Annotated in this window: 16 protein-coding genes; 6 read left to right on the forward strand and 10 right to left on the reverse strand. The window is 71.6% G+C overall.

The window, feature by feature from the left end; genetic code table 11:
• Positions 1–19: 19 nt before the first annotated feature.
• The 4 genes from ACH5AC_RS24600 to ACH5AC_RS24615 all read left to right on the forward strand — a co-directional run bounded on the left by ACH5AC_RS24600 (position 20) and on the right by ACH5AC_RS24615 (position 2302).
• Positions 20–574, forward strand: coding sequence for a SigE family RNA polymerase sigma factor (locus ACH5AC_RS24600; protein WP_398864252.1), 555 nt, complete (start codon positions 20–22; stop codon positions 572–574).
• Positions 567–1151, forward strand: coding sequence for a hypothetical protein (locus ACH5AC_RS24605; protein WP_398864255.1), 585 nt, complete (start codon positions 567–569; stop codon positions 1149–1151). The genes ACH5AC_RS24600 and ACH5AC_RS24605 overlap by 8 nt, the downstream gene beginning before the upstream one ends.
• Positions 1152–1274: 123 nt before the next feature.
• Positions 1275–1817: a hypothetical protein gene (locus ACH5AC_RS24610; protein WP_398864256.1), complete on the forward strand. Its 543-nt coding sequence runs from the start codon at positions 1275–1277 to the stop codon at positions 1815–1817.
• 137 nt (positions 1818–1954) lie between these two features.
• Positions 1955–2302, forward strand: a complete 348-nt coding sequence (locus tag ACH5AC_RS24615; RefSeq protein ID WP_398864258.1) for a peptidoglycan-binding protein — start codon at positions 1955–1957, stop codon at positions 2300–2302.
• Positions 2303–2392: 90 nt separating this feature from the next.
• On the opposite strand, the gene ACH5AC_RS24620 is transcribed toward ACH5AC_RS24615, so the two are convergent.
• The 4 genes from ACH5AC_RS24620 to ACH5AC_RS24635 form a co-directional block, all read right to left on the reverse strand.
• On the reverse strand, positions 2393–3505 hold the full coding sequence (locus ACH5AC_RS24620; RefSeq protein WP_398864259.1) for a dipeptidase: 1113 nt from the start codon (positions 3503–3505) through the stop codon (positions 2393–2395).
• A 149-nt stretch (positions 3506–3654) separates the two neighbouring features.
• Positions 3655–4833: a dipeptidase gene (locus ACH5AC_RS24625; protein WP_398864261.1), complete on the reverse strand. Its 1179-nt coding sequence runs from the start codon at positions 4831–4833 to the stop codon at positions 3655–3657.
• Between the two features lie 8 nt (positions 4834–4841).
• A complete protein-coding gene (purE, locus tag ACH5AC_RS24630) occupies positions 4842–5366 on the reverse strand; it encodes a 5-(carboxyamino)imidazole ribonucleotide mutase (protein WP_398864262.1) in 525 nt (174 codons plus the stop codon).
• Entirely contained in the window at positions 5363–6502 is a 1140-nt protein-coding gene (locus tag ACH5AC_RS24635; RefSeq protein WP_398864263.1) for a 5-(carboxyamino)imidazole ribonucleotide synthase, read from the reverse strand. Before ACH5AC_RS24635 ends, purE begins: the two co-directional genes overlap by 4 nt.
• A gap of 140 nt (positions 6503–6642) precedes the next feature.
• Between ACH5AC_RS24635 and ACH5AC_RS24640 the strand changes: the two genes are divergently transcribed.
• A complete protein-coding gene (locus tag ACH5AC_RS24640) occupies positions 6643–7236 on the forward strand; it encodes a GtrA family protein (RefSeq protein WP_398864265.1) in 594 nt (197 codons plus the stop codon).
• Here the strand turns inward: ACH5AC_RS24640 and ACH5AC_RS24645 are convergent.
• Both ACH5AC_RS24645 and ACH5AC_RS24650 read right to left on the reverse strand, forming a co-directional pair.
• Positions 7155–8426 carry an ATP-binding protein gene (locus tag ACH5AC_RS24645; RefSeq protein WP_398864266.1) on the reverse strand — a complete coding sequence of 424 codons (1272 nt, stop codon included), beginning with the start codon at positions 8424–8426 and terminating at the stop codon, positions 7155–7157. The two genes, ACH5AC_RS24640 and ACH5AC_RS24645, sit on opposite strands and share 82 nt — an antisense overlap.
• Before the next feature lie 148 nt (positions 8427–8574).
• Positions 8575–9252, reverse strand: a complete 678-nt coding sequence (locus ACH5AC_RS24650) for a response regulator transcription factor (RefSeq protein ID WP_398864268.1) — start codon at positions 9250–9252, stop codon at positions 8575–8577.
• 317 nt (positions 9253–9569) lie between these two features.
• Here ACH5AC_RS24650 and ACH5AC_RS24655 point away from each other — a divergent pair, with 317 nt between their 5' ends.
• On the forward strand, positions 9570–11069 hold the full coding sequence (locus ACH5AC_RS24655) for an oligopeptide:H+ symporter (RefSeq protein WP_398864269.1): 1500 nt from the start codon (positions 9570–9572) through the stop codon (positions 11067–11069).
• Between the two features lie 60 nt (positions 11070–11129).
• Here ACH5AC_RS24655 and ACH5AC_RS24660 read toward each other — a convergent pair whose 3' ends face one another.
• Genes ACH5AC_RS24660 through ACH5AC_RS24675 form a run of 4 tightly spaced genes read right to left on the reverse strand, consistent with a single transcriptional unit; the run spans position 11130 to position 15077 of the window.
• Positions 11130–12413, reverse strand: coding sequence for a hypothetical protein (locus ACH5AC_RS24660; protein ID WP_398864609.1), 1284 nt, complete (start codon positions 12411–12413; stop codon positions 11130–11132).
• A gap of 19 nt (positions 12414–12432) precedes the next feature.
• Positions 12433–13602 carry a hypothetical protein gene (locus ACH5AC_RS24665; RefSeq protein WP_398864270.1) on the reverse strand — a complete coding sequence of 390 codons (1170 nt, stop codon included), beginning with the start codon at positions 13600–13602 and terminating at the stop codon, positions 12433–12435.
• Positions 13599–14405 (reverse strand): hypothetical protein, encoded by an 807-nt coding sequence (locus ACH5AC_RS24670; RefSeq protein ID WP_398864271.1) that lies wholly within the window; start codon positions 14403–14405, stop codon positions 13599–13601. Before ACH5AC_RS24670 ends, ACH5AC_RS24665 begins: the two co-directional genes overlap by 4 nt.
• 24 nt (positions 14406–14429) lie before the next feature.
• A complete protein-coding gene (locus tag ACH5AC_RS24675; RefSeq protein WP_398864272.1) occupies positions 14430–15077 on the reverse strand; it encodes an LPXTG cell wall anchor domain-containing protein in 648 nt (215 codons plus the stop codon).
• Positions 15078–15175: the final 98 nt, after the last annotated feature.

Genomic DNA, 15175 nt, shown 5'->3' on the forward strand with positions numbered 1-15175 from the left:
GCAGCGTGATGGGAGAGGGATGCGACGACCAGATGAACCGCGCGGCGGCCGGGGTGTGGACGAGCACGAGTTCGACACCTTTTACGCTGCGAGCGTCGGCCGGCTCATCGGCCAGCTGTATGCGATGACAGGCGACCTCGCCGAGGCGCAGGATGTGGTCCAGGAGTCGTTCGCCCGGGCCTGGGAACGTCGCGCCGAGTTCGATCTGGACGACGCCCCCGAGGCGTGGGTGCGCACGGTGGCCTGGCGGCTGGCGGTCAGCCGGTGGCGGCGGGTGCGCACCGCGCTCGCCTTCGCACGACGGCAGGGTCCGCCGGCCACGGTACCGCCGCCGGAACCGCACCATGTGCTGCTGGTTCAGGCACTGCGGCAGATACCCGAGGCCCAACGCCGGGCCGTGGTGCTCCACCATCTATGTGACCTGACGGTCGAACAGGTGGCTGCTGAGGCCGGCTGCCCCGTCGGTACGGTCAAGGCACATCTGAGCCGGGGTCGGGCGGCGCTGGCACGGCTGCTGGCCGACACTGAGCTGGATCCGGGAACCAGCAGCCTGCCGGAGGTGCGTCATGGCTGACAAGACCGGGCTGGAGGACTACTTGGCCGACCTCGCCGAGTCAGGTCGGCGGCACGCGGCGCCACTTGCCGCAGAGCGGATCCGGGCGCGCGGTGAGCAGCGTCTGCGCCGCAGGCGGGCCGCTCTCGCGTCCGGCGGCGCGCTGCTGGCCGCGGCTGTGGCCGTGGGCGGTCTGTCGCTGACCCGGGACACCCGGGGGACCGAGCCGCCCGCCGTCCTCCCGACGCCGACCGCTTCGCAGTTCCCGCCGCTGACGCCGGCTCCGGGTGAGGAGTACACCAGCGAGCTGGGCTATGTGTACGGCGCGGTGGCGAAGGGGGACATGGTGCAGGTCACCGTCGAGCAGCTCCGTACCGTGCGGGGAACCGCGGAACCCGTTGGTGTGGTGCACACGCTGACCCTGCCGCGGGGGACGCTGGTCGAAGCACGGCAGCTGGCCGGCGGGAACGCCGCGGACGTGCAGCTGGGCGGGCTGGTGGACCGGCTGGCCGCCGGCCCCCGGTGGGTGTTCGTCATCGACTATGACAGCGAGGGCCGAGTGCACTCGCTGCGGGAGGCGTACTGGCTCGCCGAATGAGTCCGCACGGGGCTCCGGGGCGGGCGGTGGCAAAAGAAACGGATCAGGGTGCAACCCCGAGGGTGGGGTGGCGCGTAGAGAGGACGTATCCAGAACACACCTGATCCTTGGGGGACCTTGACCATGCGCGTCTCACACCGCCGGGCCGCCGTGCGCTGCCTCACCGCTCTCGCCGTCAGCCTTGTGGCCCTGACCGGGTGCAGTGGTGAGAGCGACGGGCAGGCGGCCGCCACCGCACCCGTGACATCGGCGACGCCTTCCGCGCCGGGCGGCGGCGGTGCGAACCCGGACGGCACGCCGTCGTCGACCAGTGCGGCCCCCTGGGCCGGCACCAAGCAGTTCGTGCAGATCGACGACGCCCGGACCAGCGACGGACGTACGTACCTGTCGGTGCGGCCCGCCCAGAAGGAGGCCCACGTTCAGTTCGAGGCATGGGTGATCGTCCCGGGCGAGGGGCCCTTCACCGAGGTGCGCATGGCCGAGCACGCCCAGGTGCTGCTGTCGGTCCCGCTCGGCGACGAGAAGCATGCCTCGTCGTACTCCCAGGCCGAGTTCGTCCGCCGGCTGACGGACCAGCCGTCCTCATCCCGCTCGCTCCTCGGGTACGACCTGAGTTTCGACGGTCAGGGGCGGGTCACGAGGCTGCAGTCGCTGTACACGCCCTGATTGCACCATTCTCCGACCGAAGGGAAGACCATGCAGACCACTGGAGCCGCTCTCGCTGCACGCTCGGGGCGGCGGTTGTCGCGGCCCCCGCGGCATCGGCTCACGGCACCTACCGGCACTGCACGACCTCAAGGACGTTGTTCACGGCCAAGAACCCGGACTACGGGGTGGCGGTCCCCCTCGGGTACAACGGCAGCCAGCTCACCGCCACGTGCTACCTCATCAACGGTGACTCGGGTGCCGGCGTGAACGTTCTTCAAAGGGCCCTGAACAAGTGTTACTCGGCGGGTCTGATGGTCGACGGTGTCTTCGGTGACCTGACGGAGGCCGCGCTGCGCCGAGCGCAGAGCGCGTCCGGAGCGACCGTCGACGGCGAATACGGCCCCAACACGTTGAAGCACATCGGATGGCCGACCTACCGCCGGAGCACGGGGCAGTTCGTGCACTGCTACAAGTGGGCCAACATCCAGTGGGTGCTTGTCTGACGTGCCCGTTCGACCACTGCCTGCGCCTGCCTTCGCTCGTGGCGGAGGGAAGGCAGGCGCGCGGCACTGCCGGATCGAGCGGCCCTGAAGCTAGCCGTCGAGTTCCGCGATGCTCGCCATGGACGGCTCCCTGCGGGTACGGCCCGCGCGGGCGAGGAAGTCGGCGCTGCGGAGGGCTCGTTGGAGGTTGCCCCAGGTGAGGAGGGCGATGTCGGGGTTGGGCCAGCCTCGGTGGAGGAGTTCGGCGATGAGGCGGGGGTAGCCGGAGGCGTCGGCGAGTTCCCGGGGGTGGGCGGTGCCGGAGTCGTAGGTGCCGGAGAGGCCGACGCAGTCGGGGCCGGCCAGGGCGCGGACGTGGTCGAGGTGGTCGGCGACGTCGCGGACCGTCGGACCGGTCTGCTCGGCGGTCAGCGGCACCAGGCACAGACCGTCGGCCGCGCCCAGCTCGGCGAGCAGGTCGTCGGGCAGGTTGTTCGGGTGGGGGCGCAGGGCGCGGGCGGCGGAGCGGGTGCACAGCACCGGTGCCTTGGAGAGGGTGAGGGCACGGGCGATCGTCGCGTCGGAGGCGCCGGAGAGGTCGGCGAGGACACCGAGGCGGTTCATCTCGCGGACGACCTCCTCGCCGAAGCGGGTCAGGCCGGCCTCGCCGGCCCAGGAGGTGCCGGCCAGGGTCAGCACGCGCAGGCCGAGGGAGTGCAGGACGCGCAGGATGCCGAGGGAGTCGTCCAGCGCGGCCGCGGTGGCGGGGCCGAGCAGCACCGCGACCCGGCCGCAGTTGCGCGCGTCGAGGACCTGGTCGGCCGAGCGGGCCGGCCGTAGCCCCTCGGGGTGGGCGTGGATCACCGAGCGGACGAGGTCCAGCTGCTCCAGGGTGGCCCCGACGGCCCGGTCGGCGGCCAGCCCCTCGGGCAGGTGGAGCGCCCAGAGCAGCGCGCCCACATGGCCCTCGCGCAGCCGGGGCACATCCGTGTCGAGGGCGCTCTCGCCGAGCTCCAGGTCGTACCAGGGCAGATGGCGCAGCGCCCAGGGCAGCCCGCTGTAGCCGTCGGCGACGGGGTGGGCGGCGAGGAGGGCGTGGGCGCGTTCGAGCAGCTCGACCGTCCCGGACCGCGCCGACAGCTCCCGCGGCTCCGGGAAGGGTTCCTCCAGCGGCGGCTCGCCGACCTCGGTGCGGGGGTGCAGTTCGTCCTGGAGGTCGGCCACGGCGGTCTCCGTACGTCGTGATCAGCGGCGTGATCAGCGATCAAGCAATCACGCGAGCAAAGCGATCAGGCGGTACGTCTCACCGTCGCACGGGGGCGGGGCGGCCACCTGCCGGGTGGGGCGTTCGAGTGCCCCACCCGGCCGGGTGCTCAGCCGTCCAGGGACTCGATCGTCGCGTTCGACGGCGCCCGGGTCGCCCGCAGGTCGCGTGCCACGTCCTCTGCCGCGCCCAGTACGCGGACCGCGTTGCGCCAGGTCAGCTTGGCGAGGTCGGCATGGGACCAGCCGCGGTCCAGTAGCTCGGCGATCAGGTTGGGGTAGCCGGAGACATCGTCGAGGCCGTCCGGGGTGAAGGCCGTGCCGTCGTAGTCGCCGCCGATGCCGAGGTGGTCGATGCCGGCGGCCTCGCGCATGTGGTCGAGGTGGTCGGCGACCGTGGCGACGGTCGCGATCGGGCGCGGGTGCCGTTCCTCGAAGGCGCGGTGGACCCGCATGGCCTCCGCCGTCGTGTCGAGGTGGTGCAAGCCGTGGGCGCGCATGTTCTCGTCGGCGGCGGCCGTCCAGTCGACGGCGGCCTGGAGCACGAACTTCGGCACGAACGTGACCATCGCCATGCCGCCGTTGGCGGGGAGGCGTTCGAGCACGTCGTCCGGGATGTTGCGCGGGTGGTCGCACACGGCCCGGGCGGAGGAGTGGGAGAAGATCACCGGGGCCGTCGACGTGTCCAACGCGTCACGCATGGTGGTGGCGGCGACATGGGAGAGGTCGACGAGCATGCCGAGGCGGTTCATCTCGCGGACGACCTCGCGGCCGAAGGCGGACAGGCCGCCGATGTTCGGCTCGTCGGTCGCGGAGTCCGCCCAGGCGATGTTGTCGTTGTGGGTGAGGGTCATGTAGCGCACGCCGAGCGCGTACAGGCCGCGCAGGGTGCCCAGCGACTCACCGATCGAGTGCCCGCCCTCCGCGCCCATCAGCGAGGCGATACGACCCTCCGCGCGGGCCGCCTCCAGGTCGGCGGCGGTCAGCGCGGCCCGCAGCTCCCGCGGGTGCCGGTCGATCAACTGCCGTACGCAGTCGATCTGTTCCAGCGTGGCCGGCACCGGGTCGGGCAGGTCCGAGCGCACGTACACCGACCAGTACTGCGCCCCGACGCCGCCCTCACGCAGCCGGGGCAGGTCGGTGTGCAGATGCGGGTCCTGGCGTACGGCGATGTCGCGGGCGTCGAGGTCGTAGCGGACCTGTTCGCGCAGCGCCCAGGGCAGGTCGTTGTGGCCGTCGACGACGGGGAACTCCCGCAGGAGTTCCCGGGCTTCGTCGAGAGAGGTCATGGGGGGCGTCACTTCCCGAAGCCGAAGCCGTTGCCCGCGCCCTCGACCTTGGCGCGCAGCCGCTTGCCCTTCTCGGTGGCCTGGTCGTTCAGTTCCTGCTGGAAGTCGCGCATCCGGCCGAGCAGTTCCTCGTCGTGGGCGGCGAGGATGCGGGCGGCCAGCAGACCGGCGTTGCGGGCGCCGGCGACCGACACGGTCGCCACGGGCACCCCGGCCGGCATCTGCACGATCGACAGCAGGGAGTCCATGCCGTCGAGGTACTTCAGCGGCACGGGCACGCCGATCACGGGCAGCGGGGTGACGGAGGCGAGCATGCCGGGCAGGTGCGCGGCTCCCCCGGCGCCCGCGATGATCACCTTCAGGCCCCGGTCCGCGGCCTGCTCGCCGTAGGCGACCATCTCGCGCGGCATGCGGTGCGCGGAGACGACGTCGACCTCGTAGTCGATCTCGAACTCGTCGAGGGCCTTGGCGGCGGCCTCCATGACGGGCCAGTCGGAGTCCGACCCCATGACGATGCCAACAACGGGGCTCATTCGGTGATGGTCCCTCTCAGGTAGCCGGCTGCGTGACGGGCGCGCTCCAGCACGTCGTCCAGGTCGTCGCCGTAGGTGTTGACGTGGCCGACCTTGCGGCCGGGCTTCACGTCCTTGCCATACATGTGGATCTTGAGCTGGGGGTCGCGGGCCATGCAGTGCAGGTACGCGGAGTACATGTCGGGGTAGTCGCCGCCGAGCACGTTGACCATGACCGTCCACGTCGCGCGGGGGCGCGGGTCGCCGAGGGGGAGGTCGAGGACGGCCCGGACGTGGTTGGCGAACTGGCTGGTGATCGCGCCGTCCTGGGTCCAGTGGCCCGAGTTGTGGGGACGCATCGCCAGTTCGTTGACGAGGACGCGGCCGTCGCGGGTCTGGAAGAGCTCGACGGCGAGATGGCCGACGACGCCGAGTTCCTTGGCGATGGTGAGGGCCATCCGCTCGGCCTCCAGCGCCAGCTTCTCGTCGAGGTCGGGCGCCGGGGCGATGACCGTGTCACAGACGCCGTCCACCTGCCGGGACTCGACCACCGGGTAGGCGACCGCCTGGCCGTGCGGCGACCGTACGACATTGGCGGCCAGCTCACGGACGTAGTCGACCTTCTCCTCGGCGAGGACGGGCACGCCGGCGCGGAACGGCTCGGCGGCCTCCTCGACGCTGTCGACGACCCACACGCCCTTGCCGTCGTAGCCGCCGCGGACGGTCTTCAGGACGACCGGGAAGCCGTCCCCCTCCGCGGCGAACGCGGCCACGTCGTCCGGGTCGCTCACGATCCGGTGCCGTGGGCACGGCACGCCGATCGCGTCGAGCTTCGCGCGCATCACACCCTTGTCCTGGGCGTGCACCAGCGCGTCCGGGCCGGGGCGCACGGGGATGCCGTCCGCCTCCAGGGCCCGGAGGTGCTCGGTGGGTACATGTTCGTGATCGAAGGTGATCACATCGCACCCGCGCGCGAACTCACGCAGCGTGTCCAGGTCGCGATAGTCGCCGACGACGACGTCGCTCACCACCTGGGCCGCGGAATCCTGAGGGGTGTCACTGAGGAGCTTGAACCTGATGCCCAACGGGATGCCCGCCTCGTGTGTCATACGAGCGAGCTGACCCCCGCCGACCATGCCGACTACCGGGAACGTCACGCCCCTAGGGTATCGGCCGCGGCCGGAAGGCTGGATTCCGCGCCCGCCACCCGGGAGCCCGACCGCAGGAAACCTCGAACGAGGGTGGTTAGCATGGCTGGGTTGACGAAACCGCGACCCGGACGGGGGCCTGTTCGACCATGGCACATGGTTCCTCGGGGCTGCGCCGCCTTGCGCACGAAGTCGCCAAGTTCGGCGCCGTGGGCGGGGCGGGAGTGCTGGTCAACCTGGGCGTGTTCAACCTGGTACGGCACGTGACCGACCTGCAGGTCGTGCGGGCCGGCATCATCGCCACGGTCGTCGCGATCATCTTCAACTACATCGGGTTCCGGTACTTCACCTACCGTGACCGCGACAAGACCGGCCGTACGCGCGAGATGACGCTGTTCCTGCTGTTCAGCGCGGTCGGCCTCGTGATCGAGAACGGCGTGCTGTTCGCGGCGACGTACGGCGCGGGCTGGGACAGCCCGTTGCAGAACAACGTGTTCAAGTTCATCGGCATCGGTGTGGCGACGTTGTTCCGGTTCTGGTCGTATCGGACGTGGGTGTTCAGGGCGATGCCTGCGGCAGCGACAGGGGCGCGGGGCGGTGTTGAATCTGCGGCTACCGCCACGCGGGCGCGACCAGCCCCCACACACCCGCAGCCGGACGACTACCTGACGGTCGGTTCACGGTCCTCCGCCTTCCTCGACGGCGGCGTCCGCGACAAGAACAACCCGAACACCGGCGGCTGAGCCTGGAGCATCTCCAGCCGCCCCCCGTCGGCCTCCGCGAGGTCGCGGGCGACGGCGAGGCCGATGCCCGTCGAGTTGCGTCCACTGATCGCCCGCTCGAAGATCCGCGCGCCCAGGTCGGCCGGCACCCCAGGTCCCTCGTCGGTGACCTCGATGACCGCCTGGTTGCCGGTGACCCGGGTACGCAGGGCGACCGTGCCGCCCCCGTGCATCAGGGAGTTCTCGATCAGCGCGGCCAGCACCTGGGCCACCGCTCCCGGCGTGCCCACCGCCTGAAGGTGCCGTTTCCCGGAGCTGACGATCGCCCGGCCCGCGCTGCGATACGCGGGACGCCACTCCGCGAGCTGCTGCTGGATGACCTCGTCAAGGTCGAAGGTGACGGCGGAGCCGGTGCGCGGGTCGCGGGAGTTCGTCAGCAGCCGCTGGACCACGTCTGTCAGCCGCTCCACCTGTGCCAGCGCGACGTTCGCCTCCTCCTTCACCGTCTCCGGGTCGTCGGTGAGGGTGATCTCCTCCAGCCGCATGGACAGCGCGGTCAGCGGCGTACGGAGCTGGTGGGACGCGTCCGCGGCCAGCCGCCGTTCGGCGGTCAGCATGCGGGCGATGCGCTCCGCCGAGGCGTCCAGCACATCGGCGACCCGGTCCAGCTCGGGGACGCCGTACCGCTTGTGGCGGGGGCGCGGGTCGCCGGAGCCGAGGCGTTCGGCGGTCTCGGCGAGGTCGGTGAGGGGGGAGGCGAGCCGGTTGGCCTGCCGGACGGCGAGCAGCACGGCGGCGATGACCGCGAGCAGCGCCACCAGCCCGATGATCAGCAGGGTACGGCCGACCTCGTCGGTCACCGCGGAGCGCGGCTCCTCGACGCGGACCGTCTCGCCGCCCTCGCCCGTCTCCTCGGCGTGCAGGACGTCACCGGTCGGCTTGCTGCCGAGTTCGATGGGTTCCCGGCCGGGGATGCGGATCACGGCGTACCGGTCGTCGGTGACCTGGTCGCGCAGCAGTTCCGCGGTGACCGCCTCGTCCCCGAGCAGCCGGCTGTCCACGATGCCGACCAGCCGCACCGCCTCGGACTCCACCCGCTCCTGGGCGCTGGTGCTGATCGTCCGGGTCTCGACGATGACCAGCGAGACCCCGAAGACGGCGATCACGACCAGGACGACGGCGAGGGTGGACTGGATGAGTCGACGGCGCACGGACGGCTCTCTTACTCGGTACTTGCGACTCGCTCGGTTCTTGCGGCTCGCTCGGTTCTTGCGGCTCGCTCGGTTCTTGCGACTCGCTCGGTTCTTGCGGCTCGCTCGGTTCTTGCGGCTCGCTCGGTTCTTGCGGCTCGGCGGCCCCTCAGCTCTTCTCGAAGCGGAAGCCCACTCCGCGCACCGTCGCGATGTACCGGGGGTTCGCCGCGTCGTCGCCGAGCTTCTTGCGCAGCCAGGAGATGTGCATGTCCAGCGTCTTGGTGGACGACCACCAGGTGGTGTCCCAGACCTCACGCATCAGCTGGTCGCGGGTGACGACCCGGCCCGCGTCGCGCACCAGCACCCGCAGCAGGTCGAACTCCTTGGCGGTCAGCTGGAGTTCCTCGTCGCCCATCCAGGCCCGGTGCGACTCGACGTCGATCCGCACCCCGTGCGTGGCGGGCGGCTGGTGGGGCTCCGCGGCGCCGCGCCGCAGCAGGGCCCGGACCCGGGCGAGCAGTTCGGCGAGGCGGAAGGGCTTGGTGACGTAGTCGTCGGCGCCGGCGTCCAGGCCGACGACGGTGTCCACCTCGTCGGCGCGTGCGGTGAGGATCAGGATGGGCACGGTGTGGCCCTCGGAGCGCAGCCGGCGGGCCACCTCCAGACCGTCCATGCCGGGCAGGCCGAGGTCCAGTACGACCAGGTCGATACCGCCCTGCATACCGGCGTCGAGCGCGGCCGGTCCGTCCTCGCGCACCTCGACCTCGTACCCTTCGCGGCGCAGTGCGCGGGCCAGCGGCTCCGAGATGGACGCGTCGTCCTCGGCGAGCAGTACACGGGTCATGAGCCGATGGTAGACCGCGGTGCCGTGAGGCCGAGGTGTGATCGGACCAGCCGTTTCTTACCGAGGGACACATCGGACAAGCCGTCCGGTGCGGCGATGGCCGACCGGTGATCGATTGGCCCTGGCCAGTGGTCCAGACCTATGGTTTCCATGGCGTCATCCAGGTTTGGACCTTGGGGTCTGGGACCGCGATTCCGTGTTCACCTGTGATCCACGCGCCAAGTCATTCCATATCCGGCACTGTCCTGCCGTATGGTGAAACACCCCACCGGGCGCGCGACGCCCCATTCGCGCGTCCCGACCAAGCAAGGAACGACATGGCGACCAGCCTGACGAAGGACGACTCGGGCCGGCCGGGGACCCCCGGCACCGACAGGAGCTTCTTCGGCCACCCCCGCGGCCTGGCCACCCTCTTCATGACCGAGATGTGGGAGCGGTTCTCCTACTACGGCATGAGGGCCCTGCTCCCGCTGTACCTGGTGGCTCCCGGAGGACTGCACCTGAGCGCGGGCACGGCGACCGCGATCTACTCGGTGTACCTGTCCCTGGTGTACCTGCTCGCCCTGCCCGGCGGATGGTTCGCGGACCGGGTGCTCGGCCCCCGCAAGACGGTCGCCGTGGCCGGCGCGATCATCATGCTGGGCCATCTGACCCTGGCCCTGCCGTGGGCCGGCTCCTTCTACGGCGGCCTCGGACTGGTCGCGATCGGTTCCGGTCTGCTGAAGGCCAACATCTCCACGATGGTCGGCCACCTCTACAACGGTCCCGAGGACCCGCGCCGCGACGGTGGCTTCACCGTCTTCTACATCGGCATCAACCTCGGCGCCTTCGCCGCCCCGCTGGTCATCGGCACCATCGGTGAGAACGTCGACTGGCACCTGGGCTTCGCGCTCGCCGCGCTCGGCATGGCGCTGGGTCTGGCCCAGTTCCTGCTCGGCGGCCGCCACCTCAGCAGCCGGTCGGACGTCGTGCCGACCCCGCTGACCGCCCAGGAGAAGGCGGCCACGCTGCGCAAGGCCGGCTTCTGGGCCGCCGTCGCCGCGGCCTTCTATCTCGTCGTGGGCGTCTCCGGTGTCTACACCCTGAACTGGCTGCTGGTCCCGATCACCATCGCCGGTCTGGTCATCCCGGTCCTGGTCATCGCCCGGATGAAGCGGGACAAGGAACTGGACAGCGCAGAGCAGTCCAGACTGACCGCGTACATCTGGTTCTTCGTGGCCGCGGCCGTGTTCTGGATGATCTACGACCAGGGCGGCTCGACCGTGTCGCTGTTCGCCGAGTCCTCGGCGGACAACACGGTCCTCGGCTGGGAGTTCCCGGTCTCCTGGTACCAGTCCGTCAACCCCGTCATGATCATGGCCCTGGCCCCGGTCTTCGCCTGGGCGTGGCTGGCGCTGGCCCGGCGGGGCAAGGAGCCGAGCACCGCGGTCAAGTTCGCGATGGGTCTCGCCCTGATCGGCGCGTCCTTCCTCCTCTTCCTGGCGCCGCTGTCGATCGCGGAGGGCGGGCACAAGGCCGCCGCGCTGTGGCTGGCGGGGATCTACTTCGTGCAGACGCTGGGTGAGTTGACGGTGTCGCCGGTCGGTCTGTCGGTCACCACGAAGATGGCGCCGCAGAAGTACGCGTCCCAGATGATGGGTGTGTGGTTCCTGGCGGTCACCGCGGGTGACGCGACGACCGGGTTGCTGTCCATCGCCGGGGTCGACCTCAACCGGACGGGGGTCGTGGCGCTGGAGGCGGTGCTCGCGGTGGCCGCCGGTGCGGCGGTGTGGATGTACCGGAGGAAGGTCAAGGAGCTGATGGGCGACGTTCACTGACGTGGTCTGAGCCGAGAGGGCCGTTGCATCCTGGTGTGGGTGCGACGGCCCTCCTCCGTCTCACAGGCTCCTGCGTCGTGGCATGAAGGTGAAGACTGCTGCTCCCAGCAGGATCGTCGTGCCCGCCACCAGGCCCAGGGCCTTCAACGTGCCGTGGTCGCCGGAGCCCGTGTCCGCCAGGCCGCCGCTGGTCGACGTACCTCCCGCCGAGGTACCGCCGGCCGATGACGAGCCGCCCGACGCGCCGCTCGCCTGCTGGGTCGTGTCCAGGGTCAGGGAGACCGATGTGCTGTCCGGCGTGCATGTCGTGGTCGTGCCCAGGGCGTTGACGGTCAGGACGCCCGGGGAGAGCGTGGACTCGCCGGTCGCGCCGGGCTTGTACGTGCCCTTGAGGTCGGGGACCTCGATCGGGTCGCCGGACTTGATGGGCTGGGGGTTGGCCGGGCCCTCGACATGGACCGTGCCGGTGTCGGCGCCGCCCAGGGTCACCGCCATCGACGGCTTGACCGAGTTGGCGGGGATGTCGGCGGGGCTGTCCATCACGGACTTCTTGAACTGCACGGTGAGGTCGTAACTGCCGCCGTTCTTCCTGGCGTTGATCTGGACCGGTGAGGTCGCCTTCTTCACGCCGAGGGGGGACTGGCAGGTGTAGGGGACGTCGACGACCTTGCCGGTGAAGTCGGTCTGGCCGCCGCTGCCGCCGGTGTCGCTGGGGGACGGGCTCGGGCTGCTCGACGGCGAGGTGGTCGAGGGGGACGGCGAGGGCGACGGTGACGGCGAGGGTGACTCCGGCGCGCTCGGCGAGCTCCCGTCCCCGGCCGTCACCGTGATCGTCGCCGCCGGCTGCACCGGCTCGGTCGGCGAGCAGGTCGTGTTCGTGCCCATGGCGTTGACGACGTACGCGTCCGGGGTGAGCGTCACCTGGCCCGCCGCCGTCAGCTTCAGGGTGCCCTTCATGTCGGACAGCACCATCGGGGCGCCCTTGGGGATCCCGGGGTTCTGCCGGGGCCCCTCCAGCGGGATGTCGGCGGTCTGCGCGCCGGCCGCTTTGAGGGTGCCGGACGGCTGCACCGAGTCGGCGGGCAGGTCGATGATGTCGGGGTTCCTGGAGGCGGGCTGGGTGAACTTCCAGACGATGTCGACGGTGTCGCCCACCTTCGCCGTGGCCGGCGCGGTGATGTCCACCTTCGTCGTGCCGTCCACCGGGGGGATGCCGGCGGGCGGCACGCAGTGGGTGGCGTAGGACACCTCGGCGGCCCGTGCCGGTCCGACGGCCAGTCCGAGCAGGGCGGCGGTGCCGCCGATCAGCGCGGCGGACGTGGCCGCCGCCAAACCCCTGCGCACGGGGGTGGCTCTCTCGCGCTCACTCACGGGGTGTTCCCTTCCTGCCGGGATTCGCGGAAGTCGTGGGGGTCCTCGGGCTTGTGGGGGTGTTGGGGGTGTCGGGACTCGTGGGCGCCGCGGGACTCGTGGGCGCCGCCACACCCGTCGGAGACGCCGGACCCGTGGGAGTCGCCGGACCCGAAGCCGTCGTCGGACGGTCGTCGTCGTGCGGTGCGGAGAGTCGGTCCGGCGGGCCCGGACCTGTGTCCGGGGTGAACCACGGCAGGGTCGAGGCGAAGGTGCCGGGGGTGGCCGGGACGGCCGGAGTGTCCGGTGGCACGCGCGGTGGGCGTACCCGGTCCACCACGGCCATCCCGACGCGGAACACCGCCGCCGGGACGACCACCGCGAGCAGCACCCAGAACAGGGTCACGCCCCAGGGCCGGCCGACGCCCCACGGCTGCTTGGCGAGGACCTTCCCCTCGTACTTGAGGGAGACCGTGTAGTCGCCGTGCGCCCCGGCGGACAGCTGGACCGGCAGTTCGACGCGCGCCTTCTTGCCGGGGGCGACCGTGCCGCGCCACCGCCGTTCCTCCCACTGCGGGGCGAACACGCCGTGGGCGGTGCCGACGTGGAAGACCGGGTCCTTCAGCGGCTCGGTACCGACATTGCCGACGGTGAAGACCAGCGTGCGTGCGGGCGGGGCGCCGAACCAGGTCAGCAGGGAGCCGGAGCCCTCCAGGCGAGTGTCGGAGAGCATCGACAGCCGGCCGCCGGACGGCTCGGCGGGCAGCGGCCGCACGGGATGCCCGGCCACCTGGAACACGGCGTCGGCCTGCGCCTTCGGTCCGGTCGCGGTGGCCGCGTGCACCACGCAGGGGCAGGGCACCGGCGGCTCGGCGACGGGCAGTTGGCGGCTGAAGCGACCGTCGGCGTCCGTGGTCACGGCCCGGCCGTCCGCGTTGGCGCAGGAGTTGGTGCCGCCGACGACACCCCGGGACGGGACCGCCTGTCCGCAGATCAGCAGCATCAGCAGGGTGCGCGGCCGCCAGCCACTGCCGCTGACGGTGACCGAACCGCCCACGCCCGCCTCGGACTTGGCGACGGTGACGGCCGGTCCCTCGTCGGCGGCGGCCGCCGAGGCCGTACCGGCCAGGAGGAGCGGGAGAAGGAGGAGGGCGAGCGCCGCCGCCGTGAGCCGCGCGGTCACCTCGGCGCTCCTGTCAGGTCACGGCGCCTGCGTCGTCGTAGCAGCGCCGCCCCTCCTACGACCGTCAGCGCGCCGCCCGCCGTCCCCGCCACCGCGCCCCACGGGACGAAGGTCGCCGACGCGTCGGCCGTGGCGCGGGCGCCGCCGGGTGCGGTCACGGTCAGGCGTACGGTCACGGCGTCCAGAGCCGGGCGGTCGGGCCAGGGCTCGGTCAGCGCCAGGCGGGCGCCCGGGGGCACGGTGACCGGCAGGGGCCGCTCGGTCCGGTCGAGGAGGGTGCGCCGTAGGGCGCCCTCGGCATGCACGGCGAGACGCGGTGCGAGGGGCGTCGTACCCCGGTTGACCAGCTCGTACGTGATCCGGTCGGCGTGCACGGCCAGGTGCTCCACGGTCAGCGCGGCCAGCTCGGGCCCGCCGACCCGCAGCAGCAGCCGTACGACCGTCTCCTTGCCGTCCGTGTCCCGTACGACCACACCGCCCGTCCGGTCGCCCGGTGCCGCGTCCGTCGGGACGGTCACCGTGAAGGGCACCTCGGCGCGGGTGCGGGCGGGGACCCGCAGGGTCGTCTCGGCGAAGGTGAGCGGCAGGCCGGTGCCGGACAGGCGGACGGCGAGCGGGCGGGTGCCCCGATTGGTGACGGCGAGCGTGTCCTGCAGGACCGTCCCGGGGGTGCCCTCCGCGTAGAAGGAGGGGCGCCCGTCGCCGGAGGGCGCGGCCGACCAGTCGCCCGTGGGCGCCGCCGGGGCGGCGGTGCCGAGCAGCAGCGGCAGGGCCAGCAGGAGAACGCGGGCGGCGTACGGCATCGGCGGCTCCCCCTCGTGGAACGGTCAGCGGCGCTCGGGCGTCTGGTTGCGGCGGGTCAGCCACAGGGCGCCGGCCGCGCCGACGAGCAGGACCGTGCCGCCGAGGGTGGCGAGGGCGACGGCGGAGTCCTCGGGGCCGGTCTGCGGGAGTTCGGCGCCGGAGCCGCCGTCGGAGGCCGCCGTCACGTCGAGGGTGAGGGACGGGCCCGGGTTGTTGGTGGGGGTGCAGGTGGTGGTCGTACCGAGGGCCTTGATGGTGAGCACGGCAGCCGTGAAGGTGACCTTGCCGGTCTTCTTCGGGGTGTAGGTGCCGCTCAGGTCACTGATCTTGATGGGGGTGTCGGCCGGGATGGCCTGCTGGTTGGGCGGCCCGGTGACGGTGAGCGTGCCACTGTCGGCGCCGCCCAGCTTGATGGTGGCGCTCGGGGTCATCGCGCCCTTGCCCAGCTCGACCGGGCTGGAGGAGACGCCCTTCTGCCAGGACATGGTGAGCTTGTAGCCGTTGCCGCTCCTGACGCCCTTGATGTCGATGGGCGAGACGGCGCTCTTGTCGCCGATCGGTGTCTCACAGTGGTAGTTGACGTCGACGACCTCGGCCCGGGCGACCGGCGCGACCGCCACCACCACGGCTCCGGCCAGCCCGAGCACGGCGACCCGCTTCCCCTTCGACACGGCCCGGCCCTCCCACTCCTGACGGCACATCAGATCGGCCGTCAAGGTACGCCGGGGGGCTTGAGGAGGGAAGAGAAGCGGCGTGTTGGAAGTGTGGG

Source organism: Streptomyces sp. NPDC018693, from assembly GCF_044391385.1.
Lineage (GTDB): Bacteria > Actinomycetota > Actinomycetes > Streptomycetales > Streptomycetaceae > Streptomyces.

What these genes read in the sequence shown, in the direction of transcription:
- ACH5AC_RS24610 (WP_398864256.1), top strand. Translation starts at nt 1,275, where the DNA reads ATGCGCGTCTCACACCGCCGGGCCGCCGTGCGCTGCCTCACCGCTCTC.
- ACH5AC_RS24640 (WP_398864265.1), top strand. Translation starts at nt 6,643, where the DNA reads ATGGCACATGGTTCCTCGGGGCTGCGCCGCCTTGCGCACGAAGTCGCC.
- ACH5AC_RS24650 (WP_398864268.1), bottom strand. Translation starts at nt 9,252, where the DNA reads ATGACCCGTGTACTGCTCGCCGAGGACGACGCGTCCATCTCGGAGCCG.
- ACH5AC_RS24655 (WP_398864269.1), top strand. Translation starts at nt 9,570, where the DNA reads ATGGCGACCAGCCTGACGAAGGACGACTCGGGCCGGCCGGGGACCCCC.
- ACH5AC_RS24625 (WP_398864261.1), bottom strand. Translation starts at nt 4,833, where the DNA reads ATGACCTCTCTCGACGAAGCCCGGGAACTCCTGCGGGAGTTCCCCGTC.
- purE (WP_398864262.1), bottom strand. Translation starts at nt 5,366, where the DNA reads ATGAGCCCCGTTGTTGGCATCGTCATGGGGTCGGACTCCGACTGGCCC.
- ACH5AC_RS24605 (WP_398864255.1), top strand. Translation starts at nt 567, where the DNA reads ATGGCTGACAAGACCGGGCTGGAGGACTACTTGGCCGACCTCGCCGAG.
- ACH5AC_RS24670 (WP_398864271.1), bottom strand. Translation starts at nt 14,405, where the DNA reads ATGCCGTACGCCGCCCGCGTTCTCCTGCTGGCCCTGCCGCTGCTGCTC.
- ACH5AC_RS24600 (WP_398864252.1), top strand. Translation starts at nt 20, where the DNA reads ATGCGACGACCAGATGAACCGCGCGGCGGCCGGGGTGTGGACGAGCAC.